This is a genomic window from Paraferrimonas sedimenticola, from assembly GCF_002282855.1.
GTDB classification, from domain to species: Bacteria; Pseudomonadota; Gammaproteobacteria; order Enterobacterales; family Shewanellaceae; genus Paraferrimonas; species Paraferrimonas sedimenticola.
In genome coordinates, this window is record NZ_NRIR01000009.1 from 114,456 (window position 1) to 129,777 (window position 15,322).

Consider the following 15,322-nt stretch of genomic DNA (forward strand, 5'->3'; position numbering starts at 1 on the left):
ATTTGCCAGTATAATTCGTGCAAATTTCCCCGATTTTTTTCTGCTATGTCAAAACCTTCCATCTATGTCGCCTACACCGGCGGTACCATAGGCATGCAAAAGACCCCTCAAGGCTATGCGCCAGTGGCCGGGTTTCTTACCGAATGCATCCAAAACATGCCCGAGTTTTACCATCAGGACATGCCGGAATTTACCATTGCAGAGTACGCTCCCCTGATTGATTCGTCAGACATGTCGCCGCAAGACTGGCAGCGCATCGCGGACGACATCAAAGCTAACTACGACAAGTACGACGGCTTTGTAATTTTGCACGGTACCGATACCATGGCCTTTACCGCCTCTGCCCTGTCGTTCATGCTCGAGGACTTACAAAAGCCAGTGATTGTGACTGGCTCGCAAATTCCGCTAGCCCAGCTTCGCTCCGACGGGCAAACCAACCTGCTTAACGCTTTGTATCTGGCGGCGCGCTACCCAATTGACGAAGTTTGCTTGTTCTTCAACAACCAACTGTTTCGCGGCAATCGCACTACTAAGGTTCACGCCGATGGCTTTAACGCTTTTGGCAGCCCCAACTACCCAAGCTTGTTACAAGCAGGCATTCAAATCGAGCTAAAAGCGGGCAAGCTTCGAGACACTCCGGTAGACAAGCCGTTAAAGGTTCAGTCCATCGACCCCCAACCTGTGGGCGTTGTGACCTTGTATCCGGGCATTTCATCGCTGGTTATCGAAAATTTGTTGCAGCAGCCGGTGAAAGCCCTAATTCTGCAGAGCTACGGTGTGGGTAATGCCCCGCAAGACCCTAAACTGCTGGAGCAATTCAAGCTGGCCAACGAGCGCGGCATAGTGATTGTGAATCTGACTCAGTGCTTGCAGGGCAAGGTCAACATGGGCGGCTACGCTACCGGCAATGCGCTTGCTCAAGCTGGAGTTATCAGCGGCCACGACATGACCACAGAAGCGGCGCTGACCAAGCTGCACTATCTGTTGTCCAAAGGAATGGATGCCAATCAGATTCGAGCGCAAATGCAGACCAGCATTCGGGGTGAGTTAACTCAGTAAAAAGGAGCCAGTAGGCTCCTTTTGTTTTGCGGCTAGTTTGGAGCAAGAATGAACATCTGATAGCCAAACTGACCTAGGTAGTTTCGATAGATACCTATCTCAGTAGCTATGTCTTTGAGCGCCTGACTCTCTCCCATGTTAGAAGCTAACTCCTGTATGCGCGCATCCAGTGGCACAAAGTAGTTTTCCCAAGCCTGTTGGCTAAGGGTAAAGTGAGTTTTCACTTGATAGCCCGCCGCTTCGATTTGAGCTAAACGAGTGTCTACCGTTTGAATGTCTGGATAGTCTTTTAGCCAGAACGCCTCAACTTCTGGGGTGCGGTCGTCGGTAAGCCACACCAAATCACTTATCATCATCACGCCATCATCACTTAGCAGTGGCTTCCAAGCTTTGAGGGCCTTTTCGACGCCCATGATGTAGGCACTGCCCTCTGCCCAAATCAAGTCAAAACTGTTTGGCTCAAATGGCAACTCGGTCATTGAGGAGCATACCGTAGATACCTGTTTACCATAACCCAACTTTGTCATAGCTGTGTCTAGTGCATCCAACGCACTTTGTTCGTTGTCTACTGCGGTGATCAGAGCGCCAGTTTGTTCGGCAAGCACGCGGGTTGCCAGGCCTTTGCCACAGCCGATCTCCAGCACAGTTTTCGGCTGGTTGCCGACCAGTTTGAAAGCTTTTAGGGTCTCTGACTCACTGCCTGGGCCCCAGCGTTCAAGGGTTTCGTAGACTTTCATGAAGTCTGCCATATATGTATCGTGTTCGTTCATGTCTTTTGATAACCATTTCAATCGCAGCGCTTGTTTCTCGTCAAAGCCCTGCTTGCGTAACCAATCTAAATGCACATCGGGTGCTGCACTTTGTAAGTGCAAGTGCCAATCCTTTTGAGCGACACCGCCTAGTAGCCCCTCTAACAACAACTTTGAGTCCAGCTTTTGTGCAATCTCTCGCTCTAATTCCTGCAAGCGATTTTGCAGTAGTTCAGTGTCTAACTTGGCATCCATGCAAGCTTTACACTCTTTCAGGGTAAGCCCACCCGCTTGTAGCAACTGTATAAATCGCAAGTTCTGCAAATCGCGCTCGTCGTACACGCGATACCCATTGGCTTGGCGCTTCCCGCAAATGATGTTCTGCTTCTCGTAGTACAGCAAAGTACTACGAGACAACCCCACTGCGTTGGCAAGCTCTGAAATTCGGTACATGCCTAATTAGACTCCGTTAGAGTGATGGCTAATGTAAACTATGAAGCTGTAGACAGGTCAAGCTTAGAATAACAATATTCGAAAACCAACAAACACTGGCATTAGACATAAAAAAGGAGACCTTATGGTCTCCTTCAAAACAAGAACGACAATACAAACTACATGTTTTTATTGTTGAACTGGGCAATAACGTCTGGATTAAACTGCTTTTTAAGCTCGGCCTTTGACTTGTGATTAAGCTCGCCATCGCTGCCAACCGTTAAGTGGTCGGTCTGCTTTAAGCGGCGCGCCTGATACAGAATCACGGCTTGCATGCTCTGCTCTTTTTGCGTCTCGGTTAGCGGCGTGCCATCGGCCCATTTACCCAGCTCTACCGCCAGTTTTAACGACTCATAAACCTCATGAGGCATTTGATCGATCACTTGGTTCATGTCGCTCATCAGGAACTCCGCTTACTCAAAAACAGGCGTACTCGAGACACCATGTACCAAATACTGCCAACCACACCCAAACTGTAAGCTGTCATCGCACGCTCTGGGCTCGGGGTTTCAAGCCCCCAAAAGTACAGAGTGATGGCGCCAACAATCATGGTCAGCGCCGCGAAGCTGTGAGTGGTCAAACTGGCTTGCTGCTTAATTTTGCGAATCCGCTTTTGCCTTGCCATCGCCTCTTGATCACCATCAAACGGCGTATTGCAGTGTTGGCAGGCCTTCGCTTTGTCCGAGTTGCGCTTATTGCACACGGGACAATGGACTAACGCCATTACTTTTCCTTCATTTTTTCCCAGTACTTGCCGACTTCGCTCTTCATCTCTTTACGGAGCATGAGCAGGCCAAACAAGTTGGGCAAGGTCATAATTACAATCGCTACCGCGGCTAGATTCCAAACCAATGTGGTGTCAGAAATTGCAGCGGTGAAGAAACCGGCCACATAGAAGACTCGGAACGGCATCACTCCGCGGATGCCCACCAAGTAAATCATGGCGCGATCTCCATAATAGCACCAGGCGATAGCCGTAGAGAATGCAAACAGTAACAAACCAATACTAACAATGTACTTGCCGTTTTCTCCAAAGAAGCCTTTGGTAAAGGCAAGCGTCGTCAGCTTGGTGGAGTGAATCAGCGAGCGCCCTTCCACTCGAATTGACGGGTCGGTCAGGCGACCATCAACCACGGTAACAAGTCCAGAGTAAGGATAGCCGTCGATACTGAAGCGAATGTCCTCGGCGATTGAGCGCGCAGCAATCAGAGTGAAGTCAGGATTCACCGGCGTACCTTCGATAAGCTCAATGCTGCCCGAGTACTTTTTCACTTGGTTATCTTGCAAGGTCAGGTATTGGAATAGCTGCTGACGATCTTCCTGCTTGTCATCCGAGTAAATGCCTTCAACAAAGGTCATATCGGCGCGCTGAAACACGTTTTGATGCTTATCGGTCCAAACACCTGACGACAAAATTACCATACCGGTGAGAGTACAAATGATGATGGTATCGATGAACGGCTCAAGGATAGACACCATGCCCTCAGCAACAGGCTCGTCGGTTTTGGCCGAGGCGTGAGCAATTGGCGCCGAACCCTGACCGGCTTCGTTTGAGAACAAGCCACGGTTAACACCACGGTTAAAGGCGTAGGCAAAGGTAGCGCCTAGGAAACCACCGGCGGCGGCTGAGCCGGTGAAGGCATCTTGCCACACAGAAGCAAATGACGGCCATAGGTTGTCAATGTTGTAGAAAATAACCGCAAGTGCGCCAATTACGTAAACCACAGACATGGTCGGCACCAGTGCTGAGGTCACCTTAGCAATACGCTTAATACCACCCAGCACCACCAGGGCTAACAGGATCGACAGAATGCCGCCGGTAATGAATGGGTCGATGCCAAAGGTGTCTTCCAGACCCACGGCAATGTTGTTCGACTGCGGCATAGAGCCGGTACCAAAGGCCGAAGCCACGGTGGCAATCGCAAACAACACCCCCAACCACTTCATGTTCAGACCTTTGTCCATGAAGTACATAGGCCCACCGGCCATAGTGCCGTCCGGGGTCTTTTCACGATACTTGTGCGACAGGGTCACTTCCACAAACTTGGTGGTCATACCCAAAAATGCGGTCATCCACATCCAGAACAAGGCGGCTGGACCACCGAGGAAAATCGCAAAGGCGACGCCACCAATGTTACCCGTACCCACAGTACCCGACAGCGCAGTACTCAGCGCTTGGAAGTGGCTGGTATCCCCTTCAGCCCCCGGCTTTTTGAATTTACCGGTGACCACGCCCCAAGCGTGTTTGAAGAAGCGAATTTGCGGGAATTTTAGATATAGGGTGAAAAAGAAACCCACCCCTAATAGAACAAACGGAAAGTAGGCCGCCGACCCTAGAAAACCATCTAGTGTCAGCAGAAACTGATTTATCATTTCCACAGTTGGGATCCTTGCTTTATTTATTATTGTCAGCGCAGCGTCAACTTGCCGAAATTCAACAAGTTAAATTAGGGCTAGCCCGCTCCAGCATAGCATAGCCCTATCAAAGGTTAATAGACCCTAATTGAGCTTATCCGACTTGTGCCTGTAGGTATAAACTAATGGCGTCCAAACAGTCTTCGCCAAGGGCTTGCGAGCGCTCTGCCGACCAGCCAGTGGCCTCATCCGGCAGGTTAGCATTGTCCTTAAACGGCATTTCTAGGGTGTTGGCCAAACAGTTAAAGTGGTTGCCCACCCAGTTAGACGCTACGGTCAAATTGGCATCACCTGGCTTGTCTACCGGATAACCTTGTTCGGTTTGGAAATCCGCTGCTGCAAGGGTCATCATGTCCAAGAAGCAAGCCTGTTTGGCGGCCATCTCGTCATTCCAAGCTGGAATGCCCTCGCCACCGGCTAAGAAGATGTACGGCAGCGCCTCATCACCGTGCACATCCAAATAAAAATCCACGCCTTCGACCATCATGCGATCGCGGGTTAGCAATACCTCTGGGCTGTTTTCCAAACTTGGGCTTTGCCATTCGCGATTGAGGTTCACGCCTTTGGCATTGGTACGCAAGTGGCCGCGAACCGAACCGTCTGGGTTCATGTTCGGCACAATGTAGACATCCGCCAAGTCCAACAACTGACGCGCACGGGCGCAATCAGGATCCAGCAGACGCTGCATAAAGCCTTCGACCCACCACTCAGCCATGGTTTCGCCTGGGTGTTGGCGCGCAGTGATCCATACCTTGGCTTTGTCGCCCTCGCCTGTGCTGACTTTCATTAGGCTCAATTCTCGACCATCTAGGGTGTCGCCCAGGGTTTCAACCGCCACCAAAGGATGACTTTGGCACTCCGCCAGTAGGTCTAGGTGACGCTCAAAGCTGTAAGGCGCGAAGTAGGCAATTTGCACCTGCTCGGCCTGCAGCTCTATTTCCATGTGCAACTCGCCCTGGCTGTAGTGACACGGAATGCGGAACCAATTTTGACGATCATATGACGCCACCGCGTGGTAACCATCCCAACCTTCTACGTAAGAGGCTTTCGATGCATTGGTTAGGCGCAGCTGGTGCTTAACGCCAATCTCTCCCTGCAAACGAAAGTTGAACCACTGAAAGAACTCACCGCCTTCATCTGGGCGGATCGAAAGTTGAATGTCACTGGCTTTGCTGGCGTCGATGACTTGAATGTTGCCACCGTCAAACTGACTGTTGATGCGGATCATTGGGGTTCCTTGCAGGCTTTGCGCCTTTTGTTGTTGTCTATTTGCACAAAAGGCACCCGAAGGTGCCTTTTTAAAGGGTGAAGTTAGCTTACTTAGGGAAGTAGCTAAGTTCAACGTTCAGCATACGACGCATCACGCTGATCACCTGGCAGCTGTAACCGAACTCGTTGTCGTACCATACGTACAATACACAGCGGCTGTCTTCAGCAATGGTCGCTTGCGAGTCAACGATACCGGCGTAACGCGAACCAACCAAGTCGGTCGATACGATTTCGGTAGACTCAGTGTAGTCGATTTGGTTGCGTAGATCTGAGTACAAAGAAGTGTTGCGCAGATGCTCGTTCACATCTTCAACACTAACCTCTTTGCCCAAGTTCAAGTTCATGATCGCCATAGAGACGTTTGGCGTAGGAACGCGAATCGCATTACCAGTCAGCTTGCCTTTCAGTTCTGGGTAAGCTTTAGCAACCGCTTTGGCCGCACCGGTTGAGGTGATTACCATGTTCAGTGGCGCACTGCGACCGCGACGGTCAGCTTTGTGGTAGTTGTCGATTAGGTTCTGGTCGTTAGTGTACGAGTGAACGGTTTCAACGTGACCGTTTACAATGCCGAACTCATCGTTCATGGCTTTCAACACAGGGGTAATGGCGTTGGTGGTACAAGACGCTGCAGACAAAATAGTGTCAGAGTCTTGGATATCAGTGTGGTTCACACCGTATACCACGTTCTTAATTTCGCCACCGGCTGGTGCGGTAAGCAGTACTTTGGCAGCGCCTTTTGACTGAAGGTGTTGGCCAAGGCCGGCTTCGTCTTTCCAAATACCAGTGTTATCAACGATAAGCGCGTCTTTGATGCCGTACTGGGTGTAGTCAACTTCCGCTGGCGAGTTGGCGTAGATCACCTGAATGTATTGGCCATTGGCGATAATCGCGTTGTTTTCTTCGTCCAGGTACACAGAGCCGTTGAAAGGACCGTGGATAGAATCACGACGCAACAGACTTGCACGCTTCTCTAGATCGCCTTCGCGACCACCGCGAACTACGATTGCACGTAGACGCATTTTGTTGCTAGAACCGGTGCGCTCAATAAGCAGGCGAGCCAGCAGACGACCGATACGGCCAAAACCGTAAAGTACTACGTCACGCGCTTCAGTATCGTCCTGCTCAGAGATGCTAGAGGCCAGCTCTTGCTTTAGATAGTCTTCAATTTCAGACGCGTCACGACCTTCGCTCCAGAATTTGTGAGCCACTTTACCGATATCGATACGAGCATTGCGAACCGCTAAACGGCTCAAGGCTTCGATGAACGGGAAAGATTCACGCAAACGCAGCTTCTCACCGGTATGACGGCGAACCAAGCGGTGCGATTTGATGATCTCGATGGTCGGGGCATTTAACAAAGCGCGTCCGAAGATGCTCAGCTCAACACTTTGGTTGCGATACAACTTACCAATAATGGGTTGCATAGCTTCAGCCAGTTCAAAACGTTCTTGCCAACTTTGTAGATGCTTATCAGCGGTCATGTAGTGAGTCCTATCATTATCAGGAAACGTGCGGACCACCTGATTGGTTAAAAATTAACAAACAGGCGGTAAATTTGGGCGCTATTGTAAAGAAATTCCGCACTACTCGCCAGCCAAGGCAAGGCTCCTCAAATGTAGTAATAGCAACAGTTTCAGCCGTTTAGCTTGGATTAAAACGGCATTATTTTGGTCAAATTACATCAGCGCTCGCTAAAGCCTGCGTAAATCTTCGAATATCCAGCACTTTCTGTAATTTAGCCACATTCTAAGTGTCGAAAAATTCATCATTTGTTAGAGGAGATTTTGTGATTTAGCTCCCACCAGTCTCTGAAAGCCTGCTTTTGCTCTCTGTTGGCGAAAGTCAGAGGTTATTGATGGTAATTTCGCTAGAAGGCCATTCTTGAAATAAATTTTCATAAAATTATTACCAAAAGCGCCATTTTGGCTGTCATACGCTTGACATGTGAGTGCATTATTGTAAATTTACAACAAATAGAAAAACGAACAGGCAAGAAGGTATCCTCATGACCATTCGAGTAGCAATTAACGGTTTTGGCCGTATCGGACGCAATATCGTGCGTGCCTTATATGAAAGCCAACAAGACTACCCTATTTCCATTGTTGCCATTAACGACCTAGGCGACACTGCCATCAATGCCCACCTACTAAAGTACGATTCGGTCCACGGCCGCTTCGCTGCTCAAGTTGAGCAAGCCGACAACGCCATCTTTGTAAACGGTGACGAGATTCGTACCTTCACCGAAATGGACCCAGGCAAACTGCCTTGGAAAGAGCTAGGTGTGGATCTAGTGATGGAATGTACTGGTATGTTCACCAGTAAAGAAGCGGTTCAGCCTCACCTAGACGCTGGGGCTAAGAAAGTATTGATTTCTGCACCTGGCAAGAACGTAGACGCCACCGTAGTATACGGCGTTAACCAAGACGTGCTGACTTCTGACATGACCGTGGTATCGAATGCTTCTTGTACCACTAACTGTCTCGCCCCAGTGGCCAAAATTTTGAACGATGCCATTGGCATCGAATCAGGTCTTATGACCACCATTCACGCTTATACCAACGACCAACGTCTGTCTGATGTATACCACTCAGATTTGCGCCGTGCTCGTGCTGCTGCTCTGTCGATGATCCCCACTCGTACAGGTGCTGCCGCTGCAGTCGGTTTGGTTGTTCCAGAACTTCAGGGCAAGTTCGACGGTATGGCGGTTCGCGTGCCTACCGCTAACGTCTCTTTGGTAGACCTAAGCTTTGTAGCCGCTCGCGAAACCGACGTGGAAGAAGTGAATCAACTGATTAAGGACGCTTGCAGCCAGTCTCCGCTTAACCGTGTACTGGAAGTTAACGAAGCGCCTTTGGTCTCGATTGATTTCAACCACAGCCCTTACTCATCTAGCTTCGACGCCACTCAAACTCGTGTTAAAGGCAACCTGGTTAAGGTTATGTCTTGGTACGACAACGAGTGGGGCTTTAGTAACCGTATGCTAGATAACGCTGTGGCAATGATGACAGCGTAACCATCTGCCTTACCAGCACGATATGGTCTCCTTCCCATCGTGCTGCTTTATAACTGCGTATTGCAGGCCGGCTTTTTAAGCCGGCCCTTTTTTTGCCTGTTCGTCACCAAGCTAGTTATCGACTAGCGGCAAAGCCAAGCTAACTTCCAGCCCACCAGCATCTCGATTGCGCAGGCTCATGGTGCCATCGTGAGCCTCGATAATTTCCTTGCTCAAGGCCAATCCTAGACCTGTGCCAGTTTGCTTGGTGGAATAAAAAGGCAGTAACGCTTGCTGCAGAACTTCAGAGGACATGCCCGGCCCCCTGTCCCGCACTTTCAACAACACCACATTTGAAGGTGCGACTGGATTGGTTGGGTTGTCCCGCAGAATTTGCTGAGACTGCTCTAGCACTATATCAATCTCATCTAAGTCTGTACCGGATTCGTGCGCGTTCTTAAGTAGGTTTAACAGCACCTGCTCCAATTGAATCACGTCAACCATACAAGGCTCTTTCGGGTAGTCGACGGGCAGATTGAATCGATAGTGCTGTGCCAGCTGGTTCATTAACTTAGGCCAATCCACTTGCGTTTTGTTAGGGCGCGGCAGTTTGGCAAAACGCGCGTAACTGAAGATGAACTGACTCAGGTGCTCAGCGCGATCTTCGATGGTGTCAAATATCAGTGCTAACTTGTCGTTGTCCAAATCCTTGGTCAGCATTCGACCTGAGCTAACCATTGATACGATTGGAGCTAGCGAATTGTTGAGCTCATGACTGATGATTCGTATCACCTTTTTCCACACCGCCACTTCTTGGCGATTCAGCTCTTGGGTCATCTGCTTGAGAAGGTACAAATGGTGGTACTGGCCGTTAAGTAGAAAACGTCCGCGCGATAGATGCCAAACTTCCCCCTCGCCTGCTGGGTTTTCTATGGTAAACAGGCCGCCTTTCGGGCCCGCTAACACAGACTTAAACTCTTCGCTCAAATTTGCAATCAGGTCTTCAAATGAGAAACCAGCGATGGCCACGCCGTTATTAAAGAAGTGGCGCGCTGCATCGTTGGCGTAGATGACCTTTTGGCTGTCATCGAGCAAGAACATGACGTTGGCGGAGCTTTGAATGACCTTATCAAGCAGCATTTCGCGCTGATAGATGAACTGGCGTTGTTCGCGCAGGCTTAACGCAGATTCGTTAAACAGATCCGCCAAACGATTGAGCTGAGGATCCGATTGGCTGGGAAGGGTGACACTAAAATCGTTGTCTTTAAAGTTGAGTAAGCCGACCTCAAAGGCGGTAAGGCTAGCGGCCAAATGTTTGGTGGAATAAAAGCTAAACAACCAGGCTGCAATCAAGCAGAACAGCGATACTAACAGGTACAACAAGCCAGGCTCAGCGATGGCATCTTTCGGCGCCATGGCATAAATAACTAGAAAGCTCAGCAGCCAAGCGCCTTGGGCGCTGGCGATGGTTCCTAGTATCAACTTAGTTCGCATTGAGAGCTTAATTGCTGTTCCCTCGCTAGTTGCTTTTGCCACGCGACTTTTCTATTCCTTGTTTATTCTTAGGTATCTACTTTCTAACACTATTTTGGGATGCCTAGCTTTTCCATGCGGCGATAGAGCGACTGGCGAGTTAACCCTACTGCCTTGGCCGCCCTGGCAATCACTCCGTTGTGCTGTTGCAGCAGCGCTTCAATACTAGCTTTGTCTAACTCCGCGGGCTCGGCTTTTGGCTGAACTAATTTTTGCAGAGCTTGCCCTTCCCGAGCTGAAGATTGCTGGGCTTGTCCTTCCCGAGCTGAAGATTGCTGGCTTGGGTCAATGTTAGCGGACAACCCAAAATCCACAGGGCTCAATTGCGGCGAACTCGCCAAAATCGTCGCGCGTTTACAGGCATTTTCCAGCTCGCGCACGTTCCCCGGCCAATTGTGCTGCTCTAACGCCTGAACCGTGGTTTTGTTGAGTCGATAATCGCTGCCGATGAAATGATTCACCAAAGGAATGATATCGTCTACCCGCTGGCTCAGCGGCGGTACCGCCAGTTCAATCACGTTCAAGCGATAATAGAGGTCTTCGCGAAACACACCAGATTGTATGTCTTCGACTAAATTGGCATTGGTGGCACTAATGACTCGAACTTTGACTTTGCGAGTTTGGTGCGAGCCTAATCGTTCAAATTCGCCGGTTTGCAGCACTCTTAACAGCTTTACCTGTCCGCTTAACGGAAGGTTGCCGATTTCATCGAGAAACAAAGTACCGCCATCGGCGGCTTCAAATCGACCAATACGGGTTTTGTTAGCGCCGGTAAACGCCCCCGCTTCTGCGCCAAATAGCTCAGCTTCTAGCAAATCGATAGGCAAGGCGCCAATGTTTACTTTAATCAGGGGCTTGTCTTTGAGGCTTGAGTTAGCGTGCAGAATGTCCGCTATTTTGTCTTTACCAGCCCCATTTGGACCGCTAATAAGCACAGGTACCTCGGACTTGGCGATTTGCAGTGCCAAATCCACGCAGCGCTGCATCGCTCCGCTGGCAAACACCATGCCGCACAAGTTAGCCGCCTTTATGTGTTCAGTGCGCTGGGCGTCAACTCGACTGAGCTGTTGGTTTTCACGGTTGAGTTTTTGTAGCGAGGTCAGGTTGTTCACGCTGGTGAGCAGTTTGGCATCATCCCAAGGCTTACCTATGTAGTCTGCCGCCCCTGAACGCACCAGCTCAACCGCTAGCTCTAATTGAGTCCAAGCCGTCATCAAAATGATGGGTAAATCGGGTTCTATTTCTCGTAGGGCGAAAAACAACTCACGCCCTTCCTCACCTGAGGTGGTGTCGCCAGTGAAGTTCATGTCTTGCAGCACCAGGGCAATGGGTTGGTTTTTGACCACTTCGATAGCTTGCGCTGGGGAATAACAGCTGACCGTGTTGTAGCCGTTGATTTCCAGCATCAGTGACAGTGCCTGGCAGATGGCTTGGTTGTCATCGACGATTAAAATAGTATCCATAAATGGATGCTGGCTCCTTGAGCAAAAAAGCTTAATTTAGCCTCACCCCAGAGGCCAAACTAAGCGATTGATTGTATTGATTATCACACGGTTCGAGTAGCAATGGCAGGAGAGATTTTTGCCGCTTTGCGAGCTGGGAATACTACTGCCAAAGTGGTCAGGACAAATAAGCCGATGACGGTCGCTATCGGGTAGATAATTTCCAGTTGCGGCAAGCTGTACCAGCGCATCAGTTGCTTCCCTAACTGCACTGCTAACACGCCACCGATAGCGCCGCCAACCATAGCAATCAGATAGTTCTCCACCAAGAAAAAGCTAATAATATCGCGTTTTTTGGCGCCCAAGGCGCGGCGGGTACCTATCTGCTTGGTACGGCGTTCAATATTAAACATCACCATACCGGCCAGTCCCAAGGAAGTAATTAACAACAGCAATACCACCATCATGCTAAGCACCGACGCCATCAACTCGTGCGCTTTGTAAACTTCGTCTCTGTGTTCTCTGATAGTAGTAAAGCCTTCAACCACTCGATTCTTATTTTCCTTAAGCAAGGCATCTTGAATTTGAGGTTCCAGTCGGGTCATAGCGCCTTCCTCGGCGCGAACCAAGAACTTGGTCGAAGGCATAATGCCGAGCTCGAGGTTGAGAATCATCGCGTTGTCTAAGTGGTTTGAGTTTACCCAAGCCCCCTGCAGTTTCCTAATCACGCCCACAACCGTTAGGGTTTGCTCACCCCAACCGCCAGCGTAGATGACTTTGCCAATTGCGCTCTCGCCTTCCCATGTTTTCTCTGCAAAGGCTTGCGTCACAATGATCTTGTCAGCACTGTTGGGGTGACCGGATTGAACTTCCGACGGGTAAAAGTTACGCCCCTCTACTAACTCCACACCAAGAGACTCGACCATTTGCTCATCGCCATAGTACATCGCCGCTTGCGGGGTCGACTTAGCTTCGTCTTTGGACGGACCAAAGCTCATGGTTGACGACCAACCACCTCCACTCAAGGGGGTCATGCTAGTGGTAGTGGCGGCTTGGACTCCCGGGATATTGCGAATGATCTGCATGTCCCGTTCGTTTTGCGTTACGTAATCCGTGGAAGGGTCAAAGTTGTACACGAAAAAGTCAAAGGTCTGTTGCTCGGTCACTCCTGAATCTCGCGCCATCAAGCCCAAGCGTTCGTTGATGATAAAGCTGGCGTTGGCGACAATTGCTACCGACAAGATAATTTGCAAAAGCAACAATAAAGGCCCGGTTTTGCTGCGCAGTAAGGTCGCAATAATAGGTTTAATATGAAACATAATTGGCTCCGTTACTGGCTTTTCAAGTGAGCGCTCGGGTTGGCGCTGCAAATTTTCCAGGCTGGATACAAACCAGCCACCAAGGCACTGGTAATCGCGATACTCGGCGCTACCACCCACATGCTCATATCCAACTGGGTCAGCGAGTCTTCAAGACCAAAGTGCGATGACAATAAGAACAGAGACAAGGCAGCCCAAATTAGACCAATCAATCCACCGCCAAAGCCAATCAAGCCAACTTCTACCATGTGCTGATAAAAGATCTGAGCACGGCTGGCGCCAATCGCTCGACGAACACCGACCTCTGGCGCGCGTTTTAAGAACTTGGCCAATAGCAGCCCCAACATGTTCACCAGACACACCAGTAAGAACAAAGCACTTAAGCCTACTAAAATCTTGTTGTCCTCGGGCACCACTTCGTTGATTTTTAGCCACTTAGCCACATCGGAGATGTCGGCATAAGCCTTTTCGTCCTTAAAACGACCAATCAGTTGTTGCTGTTCAATGTAAGCGGCTAGCCACTCTTGGTAGGCACGTACCTGCTCAGGGTTGTTTAACTCGGCCCAGTATTGGATCCAATGGGTTTCTGAGGCCAGTTTATCGGCGTAAGTGACAATTGATTCACTCTTCCAACTCTGGTTGTTGCCCCAGCTCTGATATTCTTCAATCGGAGCCAATGAAAATGGTACAAACACACGCTCGCTGTCGTTAAATGCGCCATTATTGACGTCGTAGTACTTAGGACTTGGATTCCAGGTATCGATTACCCCCACAATTTTGTATGGCTTTTGATTGAGAAACAGGGTCTTACCCACGCTGTTTTCGCCGCCAAACAGCTCTTGATTAAGGTCTTTGCGAATAACCACTTCATAACCGGCTTGAGTATCAAGTCGCTTGTCCCAGCTTTGACCGAAAATAAACGGCACTTCGAACAAAGCAAAAAAATCACTGTCAGTAACACGAGCGCCTTCCAGCAGGGGCTTTTGCTTAGGATCTTCGGTTTGCAGCGCTAACCCGGTGCGGAACATGGCAGTTTGACGAGTAGGTATGTCACTTTTGAGTAAATTGAAAGCATCCTGATAGGTGATTTGATTGTTCATCTCATCCCAGCTATCTGGGTCCTGACTCCACAAACGCACTTCAAAAAGCTCAGAGGAACGTTCGCCTGCCGGGTTGAAGGACGCCATCTGATAGATGTTCAAGGTGGTAATCGTAATGCCAATACCAATGGAGATTGCCAGCACCATCAATAATGACAGCAAAGGCGTCTTTTTAACGCTGCGCCAAGCTAGGCCTAAGTAATAGAAAAACATACGCGGCTCCTTAGCTAGCGTTACGCTGTGGTTCGTCGCTAACAAGCTCAGGCTTGCCACCGCTGTAAAGGGTGAAATCGCACACCTTGCCATCGACGATTTGAATATTGCGTTGGGCGCGGCGGGCCAGCTCAGGATCGTGGGTTACCATGATGATGGTGGTGCCTGCTTTGTTGATGTCTTCCAGTAGTTCCATGACTTGGCGGGCCATGATGCTGTCGAGGTTTCCGGTTGGCTCATCCGCTAGTAAAAAACGCGGCTTACCTGCCAATGCTCGAGCAATGGCCACACGCTGTTGCTGACCGCCAGACAGTTGCGATGGCAAGTGCTTCATACGCGAACCCAGACCCACCTGCTCTAACGCTTCTTTCACGCGAGCGGCGCGCTCTTTTGAGCTAAAGCCGCGATAGCGCAAAGGCACTTCAACATTTTCAGCAAGATTCAGGTCGGGAATCAGATTAAAGCCCTGAAACACAAAGCCAATTTTTTCGTTACGGATTGCTGAGCTAGCATTGTCACTCAGGTTCGCAATGTTCACACCGTCTAGGTGGTATTCGCCAGAAGTCACCCCTTCGAGCAGGCCTGCAATATTTAGAAAGGTAGTTTTACCCGAACCCGATGGGCCGGTTACAGCAACAAACTCGCCCTCTTTCACTTCTAGATTGAAGTCACGCAAGGCATGGGTTTCGACCAGATCCGTTTTAAATACCTTGCTGATGTTCTTCATTAATAGCATGGG

The 15,322-nt window shown here is 49.8% G+C and carries 13 protein-coding genes; 2 read left to right on the forward strand and 11 right to left on the reverse strand.

Features of this window, described 5'->3' with window-relative positions:
- The first annotated feature begins 45 nt into the window (after positions 1-45).
- On the forward strand, positions 46-1,059 hold the full coding sequence (gene ansA / locus CLC93_RS15315; protein ID WP_095506858.1) for an asparaginase: 1,014 nt from the start codon (positions 46-48) through the stop codon (positions 1,057-1,059).
- A 32-nt stretch (positions 1,060-1,091) separates the two neighbouring features.
- Here ansA and CLC93_RS15320 read toward each other — a convergent pair whose 3' ends face one another.
- The 6 genes from CLC93_RS15320 to CLC93_RS15345 form a co-directional block, all read right to left on the reverse strand.
- Positions 1,092-2,261, reverse strand: a complete 1,170-nt coding sequence (locus CLC93_RS15320; RefSeq protein WP_095506859.1) for a MerR family transcriptional regulator — start codon at positions 2,259-2,261, stop codon at positions 1,092-1,094.
- Between the two features lie 158 nt (positions 2,262-2,419).
- The gene (locus CLC93_RS15325; protein ID WP_095506860.1) at positions 2,420-2,701 is read right to left on the reverse strand and encodes a YeaC family protein; all 282 of its coding nucleotides are present in this window, start codon (positions 2,699-2,701) and stop codon (positions 2,420-2,422) included.
- A complete protein-coding gene (locus CLC93_RS15330) occupies positions 2,701-3,024 on the reverse strand; it encodes a zinc ribbon domain-containing protein (RefSeq protein WP_095506861.1) in 324 nt (107 codons plus the stop codon). Before CLC93_RS15330 ends, CLC93_RS15325 begins: the two co-directional genes overlap by 1 nt.
- Positions 3,024-4,679 (reverse strand): alanine/glycine:cation symporter family protein, encoded by a 1,656-nt coding sequence (locus tag CLC93_RS15335; protein ID WP_425439863.1) that lies wholly within the window; start codon positions 4,677-4,679, stop codon positions 3,024-3,026. Before CLC93_RS15335 ends, CLC93_RS15330 begins: the two co-directional genes overlap by 1 nt.
- Positions 4,680-4,809: 130 nt before the next feature.
- Complete coding sequence (locus CLC93_RS15340; protein WP_095506889.1) at positions 4,810-5,940, reverse strand: M14 family metallopeptidase; 1,131 nt, start codon at positions 5,938-5,940, stop codon at positions 4,810-4,812.
- A gap of 91 nt (positions 5,941-6,031) precedes the next feature.
- Positions 6,032-7,465 carry a glyceraldehyde-3-phosphate dehydrogenase gene (locus tag CLC93_RS15345; RefSeq protein WP_095506863.1) on the reverse strand — a complete coding sequence of 478 codons (1,434 nt, stop codon included), beginning with the start codon at positions 7,463-7,465 and terminating at the stop codon, positions 6,032-6,034.
- A 524-nt stretch (positions 7,466-7,989) separates the two neighbouring features.
- Between CLC93_RS15345 and gap the strand changes: the two genes are divergently transcribed.
- Complete coding sequence (gene gap, locus CLC93_RS15350) at positions 7,990-8,997, forward strand: type I glyceraldehyde-3-phosphate dehydrogenase (protein WP_095506864.1); 1,008 nt, start codon at positions 7,990-7,992, stop codon at positions 8,995-8,997.
- 111 nt (positions 8,998-9,108) lie between these two features.
- Here the strand turns inward: gap and CLC93_RS15355 are convergent, their stop codons facing one another.
- The 5 genes from CLC93_RS15355 to CLC93_RS15375 all read right to left on the reverse strand — a co-directional run bounded on the left by CLC93_RS15355 (position 9,109) and on the right by CLC93_RS15375 (position 15,319).
- Entirely contained in the window at positions 9,109-10,470 is a 1,362-nt protein-coding gene (locus tag CLC93_RS15355; RefSeq protein WP_095506865.1) for a sensor histidine kinase, read from the reverse strand.
- Positions 10,471-10,559: 89 nt separating this feature from the next.
- Positions 10,560-11,972, reverse strand: a complete 1,413-nt coding sequence (locus CLC93_RS15360; protein ID WP_095506866.1) for a sigma-54-dependent transcriptional regulator — start codon at positions 11,970-11,972, stop codon at positions 10,560-10,562.
- Positions 11,973-12,055: 83 nt separating this feature from the next.
- Positions 12,056-13,270: an ABC transporter permease gene (locus CLC93_RS15365; RefSeq protein WP_095506867.1), complete on the reverse strand. Its 1,215-nt coding sequence runs from the start codon at positions 13,268-13,270 to the stop codon at positions 12,056-12,058.
- A gap of 11 nt (positions 13,271-13,281) precedes the next feature.
- Positions 13,282-14,583 carry an ABC transporter permease gene (locus tag CLC93_RS15370; RefSeq protein WP_095506868.1) on the reverse strand — a complete coding sequence of 434 codons (1,302 nt, stop codon included), beginning with the start codon at positions 14,581-14,583 and terminating at the stop codon, positions 13,282-13,284.
- Positions 14,584-14,593: 10 nt separating this feature from the next.
- Positions 14,594-15,319 (reverse strand): ABC transporter ATP-binding protein, encoded by a 726-nt coding sequence (locus tag CLC93_RS15375; protein WP_095506869.1) that lies wholly within the window; start codon positions 15,317-15,319, stop codon positions 14,594-14,596.
- Positions 15,320-15,322 lie beyond the last annotated feature (3 nt).

What these genes read in the sequence shown, in the direction of transcription:
- CLC93_RS15365 (WP_095506867.1), bottom strand. Translation starts at nt 13,270, where the DNA reads ATGTTTCATATTAAACCTATTATTGCGACCTTACTGCGCAGCAAAACC.
- CLC93_RS15345 (WP_095506863.1), bottom strand. Translation starts at nt 7,465, where the DNA reads ATGACCGCTGATAAGCATCTACAAAGTTGGCAAGAACGTTTTGAACTG.
- CLC93_RS15355 (WP_095506865.1), bottom strand. Translation starts at nt 10,470, where the DNA reads ATGCGAACTAAGTTGATACTAGGAACCATCGCCAGCGCCCAAGGCGCT.
- CLC93_RS15320 (WP_095506859.1), bottom strand. Translation starts at nt 2,261, where the DNA reads ATGTACCGAATTTCAGAGCTTGCCAACGCAGTGGGGTTGTCTCGTAGT.
- CLC93_RS15325 (WP_095506860.1), bottom strand. Translation starts at nt 2,701, where the DNA reads ATGAGCGACATGAACCAAGTGATCGATCAAATGCCTCATGAGGTTTAT.
- ansA (WP_095506858.1), top strand. Translation starts at nt 46, where the DNA reads ATGTCAAAACCTTCCATCTATGTCGCCTACACCGGCGGTACCATAGGC.
- CLC93_RS15360 (WP_095506866.1), bottom strand. Translation starts at nt 11,972, where the DNA reads ATGGATACTATTTTAATCGTCGATGACAACCAAGCCATCTGCCAGGCA.
- CLC93_RS15370 (WP_095506868.1), bottom strand. Translation starts at nt 14,583, where the DNA reads ATGTTTTTCTATTACTTAGGCCTAGCTTGGCGCAGCGTTAAAAAGACG.
- CLC93_RS15330 (WP_095506861.1), bottom strand. Translation starts at nt 3,024, where the DNA reads ATGGCGTTAGTCCATTGTCCCGTGTGCAATAAGCGCAACTCGGACAAA.
- CLC93_RS15375 (WP_095506869.1), bottom strand. Translation starts at nt 15,319, where the DNA reads ATGCTATTAATGAAGAACATCAGCAAGGTATTTAAAACGGATCTGGTC.
- gap (WP_095506864.1), top strand. Translation starts at nt 7,990, where the DNA reads ATGACCATTCGAGTAGCAATTAACGGTTTTGGCCGTATCGGACGCAAT.